The 17,166-nt window shown below is 38.0% G+C and carries 13 protein-coding genes; 11 read left to right on the top strand and 2 right to left on the bottom strand.

The window, feature by feature from the left end; translation table 11 throughout:
- Positions 1-225: 225 nt before the first annotated feature.
- The 10 genes from ACQ96U_RS12405 (at position 226) to ACQ96U_RS12360 (ending at position 11,794) form a co-directional block, all read left to right on the top strand.
- On the top strand, positions 226-1,212 hold the full coding sequence (locus ACQ96U_RS12405) for a 3-oxoacyl-[acyl-carrier-protein] synthase III C-terminal domain-containing protein (protein ID WP_431721572.1): 987 nt from the start codon (positions 226-228) through the stop codon (positions 1,210-1,212).
- Positions 1,209-2,189 carry an NAD-dependent epimerase/dehydratase family protein gene (locus tag ACQ96U_RS12400; RefSeq protein WP_431721571.1) on the top strand — a complete coding sequence of 327 codons (981 nt, stop codon included), beginning with the start codon at positions 1,209-1,211 and terminating at the stop codon, positions 2,187-2,189. Before ACQ96U_RS12405 ends, ACQ96U_RS12400 begins: the two co-directional genes overlap by 4 nt.
- On the top strand, positions 2,158-3,039 hold the full coding sequence (locus tag ACQ96U_RS12395) for an MBL fold metallo-hydrolase (RefSeq protein WP_431721570.1): 882 nt from the start codon (positions 2,158-2,160) through the stop codon (positions 3,037-3,039). Before ACQ96U_RS12400 ends, ACQ96U_RS12395 begins: the two co-directional genes overlap by 32 nt.
- Positions 3,039-4,358, top strand: coding sequence for a F390 synthetase-related protein (locus ACQ96U_RS12390; protein WP_431721569.1), 1,320 nt, complete (start codon positions 3,039-3,041; stop codon positions 4,356-4,358). The genes ACQ96U_RS12395 and ACQ96U_RS12390 overlap by 1 nt, the downstream gene beginning before the upstream one ends.
- Entirely contained in the window at positions 4,346-5,497 is a 1,152-nt protein-coding gene (locus tag ACQ96U_RS12385; protein ID WP_431721568.1) for a hypothetical protein, read from the top strand. Before ACQ96U_RS12390 ends, ACQ96U_RS12385 begins: the two co-directional genes overlap by 13 nt.
- Positions 5,497-6,609 carry a hypothetical protein gene (locus tag ACQ96U_RS12380; protein WP_431721567.1) on the top strand — a complete coding sequence of 371 codons (1,113 nt, stop codon included), beginning with the start codon at positions 5,497-5,499 and terminating at the stop codon, positions 6,607-6,609. Before ACQ96U_RS12385 ends, ACQ96U_RS12380 begins: the two co-directional genes overlap by 1 nt.
- A 180-nt stretch (positions 6,610-6,789) precedes the next feature.
- Positions 6,790-8,514 carry an ABC transporter substrate-binding protein gene (locus ACQ96U_RS12375; RefSeq protein ID WP_431721566.1) on the top strand — a complete coding sequence of 575 codons (1,725 nt, stop codon included), beginning with the start codon at positions 6,790-6,792 and terminating at the stop codon, positions 8,512-8,514.
- Positions 8,515-8,530: 16 nt separating this feature from the next.
- The gene (locus ACQ96U_RS12370; protein WP_431721565.1) at positions 8,531-9,268 is read left to right on the top strand and encodes a substrate-binding periplasmic protein; all 738 of its coding nucleotides are present in this window, start codon (positions 8,531-8,533) and stop codon (positions 9,266-9,268) included.
- Positions 9,269-9,316: 48 nt separating this feature from the next.
- Positions 9,317-10,051, top strand: a complete 735-nt coding sequence (locus tag ACQ96U_RS12365; RefSeq protein ID WP_431721564.1) for a substrate-binding periplasmic protein — start codon at positions 9,317-9,319, stop codon at positions 10,049-10,051.
- Between the two features lie 93 nt (positions 10,052-10,144).
- Complete coding sequence (locus ACQ96U_RS12360) at positions 10,145-11,794, top strand: ABC transporter substrate-binding protein (RefSeq protein WP_431721563.1); 1,650 nt, start codon at positions 10,145-10,147, stop codon at positions 11,792-11,794.
- A gap of 108 nt (positions 11,795-11,902) precedes the next feature.
- Here the strand turns inward: ACQ96U_RS12360 and ACQ96U_RS12355 are convergent, their stop codons facing one another.
- Both ACQ96U_RS12355 and ACQ96U_RS12350 read right to left on the bottom strand, forming a co-directional pair.
- Positions 11,903-13,774 carry a pre-peptidase C-terminal domain-containing protein gene (locus ACQ96U_RS12355; protein WP_431721562.1) on the bottom strand — a complete coding sequence of 624 codons (1,872 nt, stop codon included), beginning with the start codon at positions 13,772-13,774 and terminating at the stop codon, positions 11,903-11,905.
- 486 nt (positions 13,775-14,260) lie between these two features.
- Positions 14,261-15,466, bottom strand: coding sequence for an adenylate/guanylate cyclase domain-containing protein (locus ACQ96U_RS12350; RefSeq protein ID WP_431721561.1), 1,206 nt, complete (start codon positions 15,464-15,466; stop codon positions 14,261-14,263).
- A 912-nt stretch (positions 15,467-16,378) separates the two neighbouring features.
- Between ACQ96U_RS12350 and ACQ96U_RS12345 the strand changes: the two genes are divergently transcribed.
- Positions 16,379-16,894, top strand: coding sequence for a TerB family tellurite resistance protein (locus ACQ96U_RS12345; protein WP_431721560.1), 516 nt, complete (start codon positions 16,379-16,381; stop codon positions 16,892-16,894).
- The last annotated feature ends 272 nt before the right edge of the window (positions 16,895-17,166 follow it).

Raw genomic sequence — 17,166 nt, 5'->3', positions numbered from 1 at the left:
TATAAGCATAGTAATTTGAGAGTAAAAGGTTAGGAAGTGTTTTCTATGTTGAGTATTTACCGAAATGGTGAAGGGCTGGATTTTTGAGTGGAAATCTATAGAACAGAGTTCACTTAATGAATTAGCAAGCGATCAAAAAAATGTAAATATTTGGCTGATGAAAACAACGAGTTCATGTATAGGTGTCTGAAGACTGACGTACTAAAGTAGTAAAGTGAGGCTGACATGTCGTTTACGATCAGGGCAAGTGCCTGTTATCTCCCTGCACAAACCATTTCTGCAGAAGAAATGGACCAACGTTTGAATCTACCCCCTGGTACATGTCGGCAACGTTATGGCGTTGATTACCGACATTATGCGGCGCCCAGTGAAACAGCGCTATATATGGGCGCTATGGCAGGGAAAACGGCATTGAATCAAGCAGGTATTACTTTAGATGAGGTGGATTTGCTGGTTTGTGCCAGTGGTACCAGTCATCAGGCGTTACCCTACAATGCCGCGGGGATTCTTGCTGAGTTGGGTGCTGAAACGCCTGTTGCCAGTATGGATGTGAATGCCAGTTGTTTATCTTTTTTAACCGCGTTGGAAATGTGTCATTGTGCATTACAATGTGCGCGTTATCAGCGAGTGATGATTATTTCGAGTGAAGTGGCGAAGGTGGGGGTGACCGATACTAAAGCTGAAACGGCCACCTTATTTGCAGATGGTGCGGCGGCTTTTATTTTAGAGGCTTCTTCTTCAGCAGGTGGATTAACATCAAGCCTGTTCCAAACGTTTCCTGAAGGCTATAGCTTGTGTCAGATTCGTTCGGGAGGAAGTGCGTTGCATCCTGCTCGTTATGATATGGAAGCGGTAGCATCGGGTTGCTTTTTTGAAATGCAGGGTAAAGCACTTTATAAACTGGTTTCTAAACTGGCTCCAGAATTTATTCAGCAAGGTTTAAACAAAGCCGGTTTAACCATGGCTGATATCGATTATATTGTGCCTCATCAGGCCAGTTATGCCGGATTGGCTCATTTAACGCAGCGTCTTGGTTTTGCGCAGGATAAAGTCATTAATATCTTTTCTTCCATGGGTAACCAAATTGCGGCATCGATCCCGATTGCTTTACACAATTTATTGGTTCATCAGCAACCTCCTGCAGGAAAAAACGTGCTGCTATTTGGCTCAGCAGCAGGATTGTCGTTAGGTTTAGGTGTATTGCAATTATGAAATTATTAGTGACTGGGGGAACGGGTATGTTAGGACAAGCCATTGTCCGGAAATACCATACTCAACATTCCATTCGCTTTTTAGGTCGAAATCAAGTCATTGGCAAACAGCTTGCCAGCAGTACGCACAGTGAGTTTGTCTGTGCTGATTTACAGCAACAAGCGCTATTGCTTGAAGCTTGCCAGGATATTGATGCCGTCATTCATTGTGCTGCATTATCGAGTCCTTGGGGCAAGCATCAAGATTTTGTACAGAGTAATGTAGAGGGTACAGAAAATATATTGAAAGCCGCAACACAGTGTCAGGTAAAACGATTTGTACATATTTCTACCCCAAGTGTTTACTTTAATTTTCAAGATAAAATGATGATAAAAGAAGAGGAACCTTTGGGGCCGGCATTTTGTAATGACTATGCCCAAACAAAAGCGTGGGCAGAAAAAAAGGTACTTAATAGTACTTTAAATAGCGTTATTTTAAGACCACGAGGTATTTTTGGCCCCTATGATCAAGCGATTTTACCACGTATTTTAGCCGTTGTTCGCCATGGGATATTGTGGTTGCCTTCAGGACGAAATCCTATTGTTGATTTGACCTATGTGGATAATGTAGCCGATGCCGCCTTATTATCAACAGAACAGCCTGTTGCATCCAAATCGGTATTTAATATTACCAATGATGAACCGATGCCTATGCAAACCGTTTTACAGAATTTATTTTCAACACTGCAGCAAACTGTACAGATTAAAACATTGCCCTATTCATTGATTGCACCCATTATTCGTATGAATGAATGGTGTTGTCAAAAGCTTCCCACATTACCTGAACCCAAATTAACCCGTTATACCGCTGCTCTTTTTCATTATCATCAGACGCTTGATATTACGAAGGCCAAAAATCAATTGGGTTATCAGCCCCAAGTATCGATTAAAGAAGGAATTCAGCGTTATGCTCAGTGGTATCAGCGTCAGGCTGCTTGAAGTCGGTCATTGTGTTCATCCTGGCTTTATGGTGAAACCAGGATTGGGTTGGACTCCAAAAGCGTTTCCGGCCGGAGTAGCATTAATTAACCATCCGCAACAAGGTTATATACTTTTTGATACAGGCTATCATCAACGCTTTATGCAGTGTACTCAGCATTTTCCTGAACGTGTCTATGCGTTGGTGACACCGTGTTCTTTATCAGAGACAGAAACGCTGGTATCTCAGCTTGCACACTTAGCAATTAAGCCAGAAGATATTCGTCATGTTGTTTTGTCGCATTTTCATGCTGATCACATTGCGGGTATTTGTGAATTTAATGAGGCGAAGGTTTATTGTCACTCTGATGCACATCATTTTATGACCCATGCGAATCGCTTTCATAGAATTCGAAAGGGTTATTTACAAGGGCTATTATCACCACAACAGTTGTCTTATGCTGAAGATTTAAGCCTGACATTTATCAATCATTTTCCTTTGGACCTGGCTAGTGTTTTGGGGCTAACAACAGGGCCGCTAGGCCTTAATGCGTATGATTTATTTGGTGATAACGCATTATATTTAGTTTTTTTACCTGGACATGCAGCAGGGCAAATGGGGCTATTGGTGCGTTTAGCTGAAGGTTTTTTATTTTTATTGGCTGATGCCTGTTGGCTTATTGATAACTTGAGAGATGGTGTTAACCAACATTGGTTGGCGAATATTGTCTGTGATAATCGGCAGGCCTATCAAGATACATTAAACAAACTGCGAATTTGCTATGAACAGGCTAAGGATCAGGTCATATTTCTACCTTCTCACTGCCAGGAAACGTTGAATCAATTAAAACAGCGTGGCTGGATTAGCTAATGGAAAAGTTAAATATACTTCGCCATTTAATCATGAGCCGCTACCGTCGTTTTAAATCACGCGCTCAGTTACTTAACTGGCAACAGCAGCAGATTAGTAAGCATTTGGATTGGGTTACGCAGCACTCACTGTTTTACCAAGCCTTTCGTGGCAAGTCGTTGGCAGAATTTCCGCTAATGTCGAAGTCACTGATGATGGAACATTTTAATCAGCTTAATACACGGCAGTTGGATCGAGATCAGTTATTTGACTGTGCTTTGAGAGCAGAGCAGGAAAGAGATTTTAGTCGTTCTATCTGTGGGGATGTAACAGTTGGTTTATCTTCAGGAACTTCAGGACAGCGAGGATTATTTTTAGCTTCGCAAACAGAGCGACATTACTGGGCGGGTTATATCTTAGGTCGCTTACTGCCAAGCTTATGGGCTCCACAACGTATTGCATTATTACTTCGGGCGAATAGCCCGTTGTACCAGACAGTACAACGGGGCCATATTCGTTTTCACTATGTGGATCTTACTCAACCATTAGATCAATGGATGGCGGAGTTAACGGCATTTGACCCTACCTTATTGGTTGGCAGTGCCCAGGCGCTTCAATTATGCGCACAAGAACATCGGACATTATCACCTAAGTTGGTGGTTTCAGGGGCTGAAGTATTAACGCCTTCTGATCGCGCTTTGTTGGCGACAAAGTTTAAATGCCCAATTCATGAGATTTACCAATGCACTGAAGGTTTTTTGGCATGCACCCAAAGGGATGGGATTATGCGTTGGAATGAGGATATTGTGCATATTGAGCCACATTGGCTAACACCTGACAAAACACATTTTTCACCTATCATCACTGATTTTAGACGACGAACACAGCCTATTATTCGCTATCAATTAGACGATGTCATTGCGGTTGTTGATGAGCAAAGTGATAAGTGTAATGGAACACAATGCGCCGAAAATCAATTAGAGATAGCACATTCTTCACCTGTCGTTTTCCAAGCTATAGGGAGTATTGCTGGGCGTACAGGCGATTTACTGAAATTACCAGGTGATAATAATACATCAGTAGTCGTGTTATCTGATTTGATATACCGAACCATTAGTTTAATCAGTGATGAACCCCTGGATTATCGAATCAGTCAAATCAATAAAGATTGTATTCAGATTGAAAGTGATCAGCGACATGAACACATAGCAAAGGCTTTACAGCAGCTTTTCAAACAATTACATGTGGATGTTAGTCAGGTGCATTTTGAATATCGGCCACGTCCACAGTGGCAACCTTTAACGAAACAGCGGCGCGTGGTTAATCAGTGGTTATCTTAGTGACAGGTGCGCGTGCTCCCGTTGCCATAGAGTGGGCACGATTATTGATGCGAGCGAGTCACCAGGTTTTTTTGGCGGATAGTATGGTTTGGCCTTTGGGCCGTTTTGTAAAGGGTATTCAAGGCTATATTCAATTACCTTTTCCCCGTTTTAATTTACAAGAATATAAGCAGGCATTAATTAAACTACTACGAGATAATTGCATTGAATGTATTATTCCTACGTGTGAAGAAGTATTCTATTTGGCGACGATTAAAGCAGACGTTGACGCTCAGTTAAATGATGGACGCGTAATAGAATGGCTTCTACCAGAACACGATTTATTGTTTACACTACATAATAAATTTACTAGCTTGTCTTTATTGTCAGGGCTTGGTCAGGTGCAGATACCCTCTACACATTATTGTCAGCACCCCGATGATATTGTTGATGATAAAGCATCTATTTTAAAACCTGTTTATTCACGATTTGGGCGTCAGGTAATTAGGTATCCTTATCAGGGTGTTCTTACACCGGATCAGATTAACCCTGCTCTACCATGGGTTCAACAGCAAAAAATAGTGGGGCAGGCGATATGCAATTATGCACTTTTTCAACATGGACAATTAATCGCTCATCAGGCTTATCTGCCAAAATATTGTGTTAATCAGTCGGCAGCTAGTTATTTTGAGCCTTATTGTGATAATCGCTTAGAGGTATTTATTCGACAGTTTGGTGAGCGAACACATTATCACGGACAGGTTGCTTTTGATTTTATTGAAGAAAATAATACATTATTTGTGATTGAGTGTAACCCAAGAGCAACCAGTGGGCTACACCTATTGGCTTCTGGTTTGACAATGAACGCCAAAGGTCATTTTTATTATAAACCAGCTTCAACCAGATCATACCGGCTAGGTAACATCATATTTTATGGCTTTTTATTTAAGGAGCCGTTTAAAAAGTTACTATTTGATTATCGATGTGCTGGTGATGTCTTTGCCGATAGTATTTATCCATTATTCTTTGGTGGACAGTGGCTAACGTTTGCTGAGCTATGTTTTCGTTGTTTACGCTATCGTCGGCCAGTGACTGATGTCAGTACTTTGGATATTGAGTGGGATGGATACACCATTAGATATGAAGAAGTAAATAGCTAATGAAGTTGAATAATAATGAATTTCAACAGCGATTTTTAACAATCATGCAAAAGCCTGGCTTGATAAGGCGATTGCACACACAGTTTATTTCATATAAACAAGAGGATGTCATTGTCACGGCAACGGTGAATGATTCTATTAACACGTTGCAGGGAAAGCAGTCAACTGAAAAAAACAACTGTTATGTAGTGTCGCCCATGACACAATTGATTTACTTCACGCGTGATGAATTGCCGAAAGTAAGTAGTCGTATATTACGTATTTTTTGTTTGGGATTAACATATCTTTTTGAAACACCTTTTCGTTGGGCAAAGCTTGATGAAATACAAATACTTAATAATTTGTGCTTTTCAACCAATTTTTATGCAAAAGCATGGCAGGCAATAAACATAACCGCTTTAAGGAAGCAAGCACTCAGTAAATATCCCTATCATGCTTTAATGTTAAGATCGCTGAATGTACAGGAACACTCGAAAATAATCGCGAAAACAAAAGAAGATGGTTGGTTACCCATAGTCAACCGACAGGTTTATTTGTTCATGGACTTTAAGAAATGGCAACAAAAAAGAGATGCGCGTGCCGATTTAAAATTACTAAAGCAGTCTGATTGGGGTTTTAGAATGCTTGATCCAAACAACCAAGCGCATATGGATCAAGCTGAAGCATATTATAATCAACTGTATTTAGATAAGTACAGTAAGCATAATATCCAGTTTACGAGTGACTATTTTGCGCAACATGCAAAGGCTGGGTTATTAGAACTTTACGGTTTATTTCATAAGCAGGAGATGTTAGGTGTTGTTGGATTTTGTGGTATAGATGACACCCTTACAGTACCTATTATTGGGTATAATATGCAAATGCCAAAAAAAATGGCACTTTATCGGCGCCTGGTTACGTTTAATTTAGTTTATGCTCAACAAAATAATTTGAAATTAAATCTTAGTGCAGGAGCATCTGAGTTTAAGCGCCTACGTGGCGCTGAAGCCGTTATTGAATATAACTTTGTTTATGTTAAACACCTCAGCGGCTACCAACAGATAGTATGGCGTTTCTTATCGTGGTTATCCTTGAGTCTTTATAAACCAATACTTGAACGTTTTGAATTATAGCTTTAATGAGGCTACCAAGCAGTTTATAGCGTATTCCAGATTTTTTATCTAGTGGCAGGCAACATTATTAGCACTATACTTCTTATATTCATTTTTATATGTTATTACAGTGAAAAAATACCTTTAATAGTATTACAAATTCATAGTTTGTTATAGGTATCCTTTATAGGAGCAGATAGTATGAGAGAAACCTCTACTATATCTAGACGGTTAACACTCGCGACAACAATTAGTGCTTTTTTTTTGTTATTGAGTTATCCCGTTTTTGCTGGAATGGAAGAAGCTAAGTGGTGGATTAAATCTGAGTTTAATGAAAGTACGCTCACTCAAGAAGAGCAACTAAGTGAAATGGAATGGTTTGTTAGTGCGGCAAAACCTTTTCAAGGGATGACGATACGAGTTGTTTCTGAACGCATTGATACTCACTGGTATGAAGCAAACGTGTTAGCAAAAGCATTTGCTGATATTACAGGTATTCATGTTGTTCATGAAATTACCGGCGAAGATGATGTCGTTAAAAAAATTGATACGCAAATCAATTTAGATTACAGCATTTATGATGCTTATATTAATGATAGTGATTTAATTGGGACACACTATCGTTATGGAAAAGTCATCGCCTTAAGTGATTTTATCAAAAATGAAGGTAAAGATGTTACCTTGCCGACCTTAGATTTAGATGATTTTATTGGATTGAGTTTTACAACAGGACCTGATGGTAAACTTTATCAATTACCCGACCAGCAGTTTGCCAACCTTTATTGGTATCGCCATGACTGGTTTTCTCGGCCAGACTTAAAAGCCAAGTTTAAATCGATTTATGGGTATGAATTAGGGGTACCTGTAAACTGGTCTGCTTATGAAGATATTGCGGACTTTTTTACTAATAAAGTGAAAGAGATTGATGGTCATCCTGTTTATGGTCATATGGATTATGGAAAAAAAGATCCTTCAATTGGTTGGCGTTTTTCTGATGCCTGGTTGTCAATGGCAGGTGCAGGAGACAAAGGTATTCCTAATGGAATCCCCGTAGATGAATGGGGAATTCGAGTGGAAAACTGCCACCCAGTTGGTGCCAGTGTAGCGAGAGGAGGGGCATTAAATAGCCCTGCGTCTGTGTATGCTATTCGTAAATTTACCGAATGGTTAAATAAGTATGCGCCTCCTGAGGCTAAAGATATGAACTTTACCCAAGCAGGGGATGTGCCAAGTAAAGGAAATATTGCGCAACAGATTTTTTGGTATACCGCTTTTACAGCGGCGATGATTAAGCCAGGCTTACCTGTCACGAACAGTGATGGTACACCTAAATGGCGTATGGCACCTTCTCCGAGGGGGCCTTACTGGGAAAAAGGAATGAAATTAGGTTATCAAGATGCTGGTTCGTGGACTTTTTTAAGTAGTACTCCTTTAGAGCGTCGCAAGGCCGCATGGTTATATGCCCAGTTTGTCGTATCTAAAACCATTTCCTTGAAAAAACTGCTTGTGGGTTTAACACCTATTAGAAACTCTGACATTCAATCCTCTACTTTTTCGAAGGCCGCTCATAAATATGGGGGATTAGTGGAGTTTTATCGAAGTAAAGCACGTGTCGCATGGACGCCAACAGGGACTAATGTTCCGGATTATCCAGAGTTAGCTGATTTATGGTGGAAAAAGACCGCATTGGCGATTAGTGGTCAAATGACAGCGCAGCAGGCGATGGATGAAATGGCTAAGGAAATGGATGAACGTTTACAAAAAATTGCAAGTAAAGGACAACAGCGTTGTGAACCAAAGTTAAATGCACCAAAAGATCCTAATTATTGGTTAGCACAACCTGGTGCCCCTAAACCGAAACTCGCCAATGAGAAGCCTAAGGGGAAAACGCTTTCGTATGAAGCTTCACTAAAGGCATGGGATTAGTTTTTATTTGGCATAGATGATGAAAATAGTCATGCTCATCAACTGTATAGCACCAATGGCTTTTATTTTTGTCATTGTTGCTGGATTGCCAAATCTAACATTTGCTACAACGTTTCAACTCTACACTGAAGAGTTACCACCTTATAGTATGATGGAAGACAACCAGCCTGTAGGGATTAGTGTGGAGATAGTGTCATTATTGTTCGAAAAAGCACAACTTGATTATGAAGTACGTGTGGTGCCTTGGAAACGGGCATTTAATACGTTACAAAATAAAGTTGATAGTTGTGCATTTCCGGTACAACGAAATCAAGAAAGAGAAGTAGTTTTTCACTGGATAAGCCCGATACTTATTACACATACTGCATTTTATACTAATAAACATTCGTCATTGCGTATTCGTACGTTGGAAGATGCAAGGTATTTAGAAATAGGGAGCTATGGTGGGAGCGCGATTGTTGATTATTTGAGTAATTTGAAATTTATTGTTCGTACGACAACGAAGGAAGAAAATAATATTCATAAATTAATCCATAATCGTATTGATATTTGGGCTGCAGATACAAATACGGCAAAGTATTATTCAAAAAAAAATAATGTGCAACTTAAAAGGCATGTGGTCTTTTTTACCACACTTCGGGCATTAGCTTGTAATATAGGCGTGCCTGACGCAGTAATTGAGAAGTTACAGATAACATTAAAGAATATGTATGAAGATGGTAGTATCTCTGCTGTGATGAATAAGTATCAATGAACTGAGTGAGATGCTGTTTGTTATTTTAAAAGCTAATAAAGAGTATTTATGATGACAAAGCAACTATTGGGTAGGCTAATAAAATATATGTCTTTGCTGTATGCTTTTAGCTTAATACCTATAAATAGCTATGCAGTACAATTTAAATTGTTTACTGAAGAATTACCTCCTTATAGCTTTAAACAAGGTAAAGCGTTAAAAGGTATAAGTATTGATATTGTTTCGATGTTATTTAATAAAGCTTCGTTACCTTTTGAAATAAAAATTGTACCACTACGTCGAGCTTATAACTTAGCGCAAACAGAAAAATATAACTGTGTATTTCCGGTGCAAAGAACTCAGGCACGTGAACCATTGTTCCAGTGGGTAAGTCCGACGCTAATCACACAAACTGGCTTTTATACAATGGAAGATTCACCCCATAATATAAAAGCACTTGATGATGTCAAAAAGCTAGAAATAGGTAGTTATAGTGGAAGTGCGGTGGTGGACTATTTAGCAAAATTAGGGTACACCATTAGGCTTACGTCGAAAGAAGAAAATAATGTACATAAACTCGCCAATAAACGAATAGATGTATGGGCTGCAGATACGGTTACTTCATCGTACTATGCAAAAAAAAATAATGTGAAGCTAAAAGAACAGTTAGTTTACTTTACAACACTGCGTGCACTAGCATGTAACTTGGATACGCCAGATGAAGAGATAGCGAAGTTACAAAATGTTCTGAAGATAATGTACGCGGATGGTAGCGTGACTAAAATAAAAAGCCAGTATCAATAAAACTATAGGCTTAAAGTGAACGCTGCGTCATATTGTTTTGGACATCAAAAATTTTTTGAGGGTACCTTAATATTTGTTTTATTACTATTGAGTATGACGTGTGCTGCAGGAAGGAAAGATGCTCAATGGTGGATAACAAACGAATTTGTAGAGAGTACATTAAGCAAAGAAGAACAGCTAAATGAAATGGAATGGTTTATCAGTGTGGCGAAACCATTTCAAAACTTAACTATTCGGGTTGTATCAGAACCCATTGCCACGCATTGGTATGAGGCTAATGTTTTAACCAAAGCATTTACGGATATTACGGGCATAAATGTAGTTCATGAAACTACGGCAGAGGATGACGTTGTTACGAAAATGGAAACCCAGATTGAATTGGGGGTTAATATTTATGATGCCTATATTGGTGATAGTGATTTAATTGGTACTCATTTTCGTTCTGGAAAAGTCGTTAATTTAACAGACTTTATAAAAAATGAAGGTAAAGACGTTACCTTACCCTCATTAGATTTAGATGATTTTATTGGTTTAAGTTTTACCACAGGGTTAGATGGAAAACTTTATCAGTTGCCGGACCAGCAGTTTGCCAATCTTTACTGGTATCGTCATGATTGGTTTTCTCGGCCAGACTTGAAAGCTAAATTCAAATCGATTTATGGTTATGAGTTGGGTGTACCAGAAAATTGGTCTGCTTATGAAGATATTGCAGATTTTTTTACTAATAAAGTAAAAAAAATTGATGGGATTACCGTTTATGGCCATATGGATTATGGTAAAAAGGATCCCTCTTTAGCGTGGCGTTTTTCAGATGCCTGGTTGTCCATGGCGGGTGCGGGTGATAAAGGTTTGCCGAATGGTATGCCTGTGGATGAATGGGGGATTAGAGTTATAGACTGTCACCCAGTAGGGGCAAGTGTTGCCAGGGGTGGAGCGTTAAATAGTCCTGCTGCGGTATATGCGTTACGAAAATATAAGGAATGGCTGGTAAAATTTGCACCACCTGAAGCGATCAATATGGATGAAAGACTTTCGTTACCCATTATTGGTCAAGGTAATATTGCACAACAGATTTTCTGGTATACAGCTTATACGGCAATATTGACAGACCCTTCTTTACCGGTCACTGATAGTGATGGTATCCCTAAATGGCGTATGGCTCCTTCACCTAAAGGCGCCTATTGGGAGCCAGGAATGAAAATGGGGTATCAGGATGTAGGTGCCTGGACTCTTTTGAAAAACACACCATTAAATAGAAGGAAAGCGGCATGGTTATATGCACAATTTGTTGTATCAAAAACGGTATCTTTACGTAAGTTACTGGTTGGTTTAACCCCCATCAGAAAGTCGGATATAAACTCAGAGGCATTTTCCAAGGCTGCCAATAGATACGGCGGTCTTGTTGAGTTTTACCGCAGTAATGCAAGAAACTCATGGACACCGACAGGCTTAAATGTACCAAATTATCCATTTTTATCCGATGTATGGTGGATCTATGTTTCATTAGCTATCACAGGTACTCATTCAGCTCAGCAAGCAATGAATAAAATGGCCCAAGAAATGGATAATCGTTTACAACAAATTGCAATTAACGGTCAGGAACGTTGCGAACCAAGGTTAAATAAGCCTAAAGATGAAAATTACTGGTTATCACAACCTGGCGCACCAAAACCCAAATTATCAAATGAAGAACCACCCGGAAAGACAACATCCTATGAGGAGTCTCTAAAAGCATGGGATTAGTATGGTGTTTAGAGAGGTTTATTAACTGATTAGAGTGGAAGAGTCAAAATCAGGCATGCTTAATATCCAAAACTGCGTGATTAAGCATGCCTGGCATTTTTTTAAGCTCTAATTGTCGTATGATGCTTTTAGCGTAATGCCATTGTAGTCACTAAATGCGTGTAAAAGTATATAGTAAGTTGCAGCATCTGGCGTATTGTAAGCGCATTCTTCATATTGAGTTACTTTATAAGGTCTACAATCCCATTCAGAAAGTGTTGGTTTAGTACTCGATTTTACATACATATCAACATCACCTGATCCACCATCCACTGATATCTTCAGGTTACTGGCTTTAGCGGGTACATTAATCTGGTAATAGATTTGGTGTCCTTTGGTGGCACTAAGGTTAGTTATTGGCACACCATTTTCTAGTACTTGATCACCTGCGTTTTTATATGAAGCTTTGAGTGTTATATTATTATAATTACTGAATGCATGAAGTAGTACATAATAAGTCGTTGCTTTGGGAGTTTTATATAAACACTCTTCAAGCTGTGTAACCTTATAAGGTCTACAATCCCAATTTGATAATGTGGGTTTTGTATCCGGTTGGACATACATATCCGCATCACCCGATCCCTCATCAATTTTAATCATGAGGTCTGAAGCATTCGCTTGAACTTTAATTTTATAGTATGTTTGATCCCCTTTAGTTTCTGAAATATTAGTTATAGGAATACCATTTTTTAGTTCAACATCATCATCTGGGTCGGGTTCACCAGGCACGCCAGGATTAGTTAATTTATTCCAGGCACAATACTTATTATTGTTTTTTTCAAGCCAAAAATAGTTACAGTTTGAGTCATAACTATCTCTTCCAGTATGGACTTTAAAACCTGAAAGTTTGACATCATTAAGGTGATAAAAGCGGCCGTCTTTTTTAAGGCTGAAATGTTGGTGTGGTCCAGTGGAGTGTCCTCCCTGACATAATGCTTGTGATTTATTGCCTGCGTAATTAGCCACTTTTTGGTTGCGGGAAACAGAGTTATTTGTGCTTACTTGAATATTGTCTAAATGGTAATACGTGGTAGACCAGCCACCTTCATGAACAATCTCCAGGTTACAAGATGAGTGTACTTTAGCTCGCCCTGGTGCTGCAGCTGCAACCCATTTGTTAGAGGTATCTGACCCCCAAACACCACCATTATTTAAGTCTAATGAGGATTGAGGGTACGTGCCACTACCGGTGTTAGTATGTGTGCCGCCAAAGTACCAGGCCCTGCCAACAAGGTAAGGTAGTTGTAGAAGATTGTCAGGAGGAATAATAAGCTGATTATTTTGCAAGTTTTGATTAGTTAATTTATCTTGCTTTCTTTCAGATGAAATTTCATGTGTTTCATGTGACTCCTTTGGAAATAACTTGTAGTAGATAGCATAAAAACTTGCGAGTTTCTCTTGTGTATACTGTTTTTTTGTGATGTCAGAATATTGTTGCTGATTTACTGTGGAAAAAAGTTGCTCGAGTGCAGTGGACGTTATTGGTATCGCATTTCTTGCTTTATTTTCATTATTATAAAAGAATGTTGAAAGCTTGATGGCCACATCTTCTACTTGCTCAGAAAAACCATATTTATCTGATAAGTTAGCTAAAGGCTTATTGTATTCAGATATATTTAAATTCTTATTAGTAATTAACCCTGTCTGCTGCTCTATTAAGGCAATTAATACTTTCGGACTGATGCTTGAATAACCGCTCCAGTGAGATATTACTTCAGTATATTGAACTATATGTGGCGCGTTTTTTTCTATAAATTCGTGTATATTAAAGCTAAACATCTCATTTGTTGTATATATAAGATGATCTTGTTCAAACTGATTTGGTATTATGCTTTCAGGTTCAGCACTTATTACACTATTAGCATGGATTAGTATAAAGATTGAACCTAAGTAACCTAAGATGCTATTTCTAATAAGGGTTAACTTTGATTTAGAGTTCATTATAACCTTCCTTGTTTATGGTCAAGTTTTCTCTTTCCTTCGTTGGTTATTAAGAGGCTTTATTTATCTATAACTAGCGTTATAGTAGGCGTAATTGATATGCTGAATATTTTCTTTACAAGTTATTTTTAGTGTTTATTGAAAAGCGTCTTTCACTCCAGTTATTTATGAATATAACCGTCCAGTAGTGTTTGAGTATAAAAACCCTTCGTTAAGGGTATATAAAAAAGCAAGCTTGAGTGTGGAAAACAACTATGAATCGAGTAGATATATACCTTTATAAAACAAAATTTTGTATTTAGTCATAATGAAAGGAGATGACTAAGTAAAAGGTATATTTTTATAGACTAGTAGATAAATACTTCAGCTCTCTTATTTGAGTATAGAATTTTAAGGAGTATAGCCGCGCTGTAAATTATGATAGGTTATAGTTTAAGGTAATTATTCCTTATGTTTTGTGTGTTTATTGTTTCTCAGGGTAATAACTTAATGAAAATCAAAACTGTATAGCTTGATAGTTTGATGTGATCCAGGAAGTGCATGTTCTCCTAACGATCGCCATGGTGCTTGAAGGTACTGTGTAAAACTTTCAGAAATCAGTACTTTTTTGTTAAGTACTTTGCATAATGACTCTATTTTTGCTGCTTCATTAGCAGCTTTACCTACGACCGTAAATTCAACACGGGTAGCTGTGCCTATATTGCCATAATGTACTTCACCTATGTGGAGTGCAATACCGTAATTAATAGGAGAAAGATTAACTTGTTTTCGTGCCTGGTTTAAAGCGGTGACCTGTCTATCTGCTTCTTTTACAGCTACCAACGCAGCATTACAAGCACTATCCCATGTTTTAAAGTTATGTTCTCCAACAGGAAATATTGCGAGAACAGCATCTCCTATGAAGCGTAATACTTCACCTTCTTGCTGTAAAACACTGCCAGCAAGACAGTCAAAATATTGATTTAATACGTTGAGATATTCATTGGAGGGTAATGTTTCTGATAACTTTGTTGAAGCACGTAAGTCAGAAAACCAAATAACAGCATTAATTGTTTCTCCATCTCCACGTTGGATAGTACCCGCTAATACACGATTACCTGTTGTCTTACCTAAATAAGCATTGAGGAGAGAAAGTGCCTTTTCATGAAGAACCAGTACTTCTAAACTACGCGTTATCGCTCGTACAAATTGTTGTAGGTATGAAACCTCTTCATCAGAAAAACCATCGGAGTGGGTGGTAGCAAAACTTATAGCTCCCGTACGTTCCTCCGAAAATTTAAGTGGTAGCACGAGGTAGTCAGTCATGCCTTCTTTTCTTAAATCATTGAGTATTGGATAATCAGGTTGACTTTGTACTTGATTCAGACGACAGCGGACTTTTTCGGTGTTACCTTCGCAAATGAGGTATAATGGGCTTGATAAGTATGTTTCTCTCTCTAATAGACCCTGAGTTGGTTTATTAATTACGATATCTTGGGAGGGATGAGTCCAGCAATAGCTAATTCCAGCTAACTGAGGATGGAGAATTTGATGAAGAATTCTAATCCGAGAGAGTGGTAGCCCTGTACTTAATAAATTTTTAATTAGTGTTTTAATCCATATTACTGGGTGGTTGACATCGATAGTGGAGGTAACAGCCCATTCAATAATTGGATCAGGCCAAACATTTACGTTCTTAGCCTTTTTGAGCATTTATATACCTATTTACTGTTGTATAGTTACTTTGAGTATATCTTTTAGTCTAAAAGATGCTAGTTATCAATGCCTAGAGTAATGCATAATAAAAAATTTAATCTATTGGATATTACCTCATTGATTAACAATGATATTCTGTGAGCCTATATTTATTGTTTAGATGATTCTTTTTATTTTCTAACCTCTAATAATGGCTCAAGATAGATATACTTGATAAAATATTATTTGCACGTAGTGGATTTTGTATGAGTCTTATGGTCATATTGAAAAGAAAAATGCTTATGTTTCTCTGTTAATTGAGTAAAAATCAGAGCGTAAATTAGAATGTGAACATCTGTCTATATTTTATGGAAGATATGTAATTATCATCAGGTTGACAATCGTTCTAAATACTAAGTCTTGATAGATCGCTAATAAACTTCTAAGTATGTATCAGCTTAAGATACTCAAACATACTATGCCTTTCACAAGAAATTTTTATGCGTATTATCCTTAGCGCATACTTCAATGGTTTATGAAACTATTTTAACGTGCTCTTGATAGATTTGTCAGCTTTGCCTGGACTCCTCATGATTCGAGCATGTCAGCCTTACAGTGGCAGTTTTGGCCTAGAGCTTTTTTACGTGATGGCTTTGCTAGCATTGTTAAAACGTTTTTTGTCACTAACGTTAGTGTGAGAAGGCCAGATTAGCCACGTTCAAAAGCTTACGTGATCGATATATTATAGAAAGGCATATAATGATAAATATTGATAACAAAAGCTAATTAAGCAGCCTTCTTAAAGAAGATAATTGACTGCAGACTGAACTACGAAGGTATAACCCACAATTGTGATGGGGTATTCCTGGTGCTATTATAAAGGACTTTTTGTTATGAGTAGTTATTTTTGCAGTATAACAGGATAGTCATATGCATATACTTATCGGGTTAATAACGTCAATTGCTGCTTTGGTTTGGGCTTTTAACCGGCTACAACAGTCTGGTGTTGACTTAAACTCATTCAATCCTTTTCATTGGTTCAGAAGACATAAATGGGCAAAGCTTTACTCAATTAAGCCTCTACACCGCTTGGAAAGTGCTGTTGAAGGTGCAACAGTATTGGTTTTGGGGATTGCAAAGCTACAAGGAGAGATAACAAAAGAGCTAAAAGAGACAATTATCCAAGCGTTTGTTCATACTTTTTGTCTTTCTGAAAAGCAGGCTCTTGAAGCTTTTACTACAGCGGCCTTTTTATGGAAAGACAGTGCAAATTATATTGCAGAAGTAAAGTATATCGTTGCCCCTCTACAGAGTCTCTTTTCTGGAGCACAAAAAAAATCTATCGTTGAAACACTGAACTATATAGCAAATGCCGATGGTCAGTTAACAGATGAGCAGAGTAGATTTATTAAGTCTGTAGAAAAAGCGTTTGGAAAAGATATTTAATTTATAGCTGAAAAACGGCTGAAAGCTATTAATGAAGCTTTCTTTTATGGCAAGGATGCTGCGGTTTTAATTTAAATGTTTATATTATTCATAATACATCTGGCAAAAAAACTATTTTAATAGTAATGACTTCCTGTTTAAATCAACGGAAAGTGTTTTTTGATAATTAGATTAATAATGCCTTATTTTGTTATTTTTGGGTTCATTTAACTAACATCTTTTCTCTATCGATTTGTCCTATATTTACTCAATATACTCTTAAGTATATTGAG

The sequence above is a fragment of the Zooshikella sp. RANM57 genome (genome assembly GCF_050749885.1).
Lineage (GTDB): Bacteria > Pseudomonadota > Gammaproteobacteria > Pseudomonadales > Zooshikellaceae > Zooshikella.
Note: the sequence above shows the minus strand (reverse complement) of the source record. Positions and strands in the feature narration are given on the sequence as shown.

What these genes read in the sequence shown, in the direction of transcription:
- ACQ96U_RS12405 (WP_431721572.1), top strand. Translation starts at nt 226, where the DNA reads ATGTCGTTTACGATCAGGGCAAGTGCCTGTTATCTCCCTGCACAAACC.
- ACQ96U_RS12400 (WP_431721571.1), top strand. Translation starts at nt 1,209, where the DNA reads ATGAAATTATTAGTGACTGGGGGAACGGGTATGTTAGGACAAGCCATT.
- ACQ96U_RS12395 (WP_431721570.1), top strand. Translation starts at nt 2,158, where the DNA reads ATGCTCAGTGGTATCAGCGTCAGGCTGCTTGAAGTCGGTCATTGTGTT.
- ACQ96U_RS12390 (WP_431721569.1), top strand. Translation starts at nt 3,039, where the DNA reads ATGGAAAAGTTAAATATACTTCGCCATTTAATCATGAGCCGCTACCGT.
- ACQ96U_RS12380 (WP_431721567.1), top strand. Translation starts at nt 5,497, where the DNA reads ATGAAGTTGAATAATAATGAATTTCAACAGCGATTTTTAACAATCATG.
- ACQ96U_RS12375 (WP_431721566.1), top strand. Translation starts at nt 6,790, where the DNA reads ATGAGAGAAACCTCTACTATATCTAGACGGTTAACACTCGCGACAACA.
- ACQ96U_RS12370 (WP_431721565.1), top strand. Translation starts at nt 8,531, where the DNA reads ATGATGAAAATAGTCATGCTCATCAACTGTATAGCACCAATGGCTTTT.
- ACQ96U_RS12365 (WP_431721564.1), top strand. Translation starts at nt 9,317, where the DNA reads ATGATGACAAAGCAACTATTGGGTAGGCTAATAAAATATATGTCTTTG.
- ACQ96U_RS12360 (WP_431721563.1), top strand. Translation starts at nt 10,145, where the DNA reads ATGACGTGTGCTGCAGGAAGGAAAGATGCTCAATGGTGGATAACAAAC.
- ACQ96U_RS12355 (WP_431721562.1), bottom strand. Translation starts at nt 13,774, where the DNA reads ATGAACTCTAAATCAAAGTTAACCCTTATTAGAAATAGCATCTTAGGT.
- ACQ96U_RS12350 (WP_431721561.1), bottom strand. Translation starts at nt 15,466, where the DNA reads ATGCTCAAAAAGGCTAAGAACGTAAATGTTTGGCCTGATCCAATTATT.
- ACQ96U_RS12345 (WP_431721560.1), top strand. Translation starts at nt 16,379, where the DNA reads ATGCATATACTTATCGGGTTAATAACGTCAATTGCTGCTTTGGTTTGG.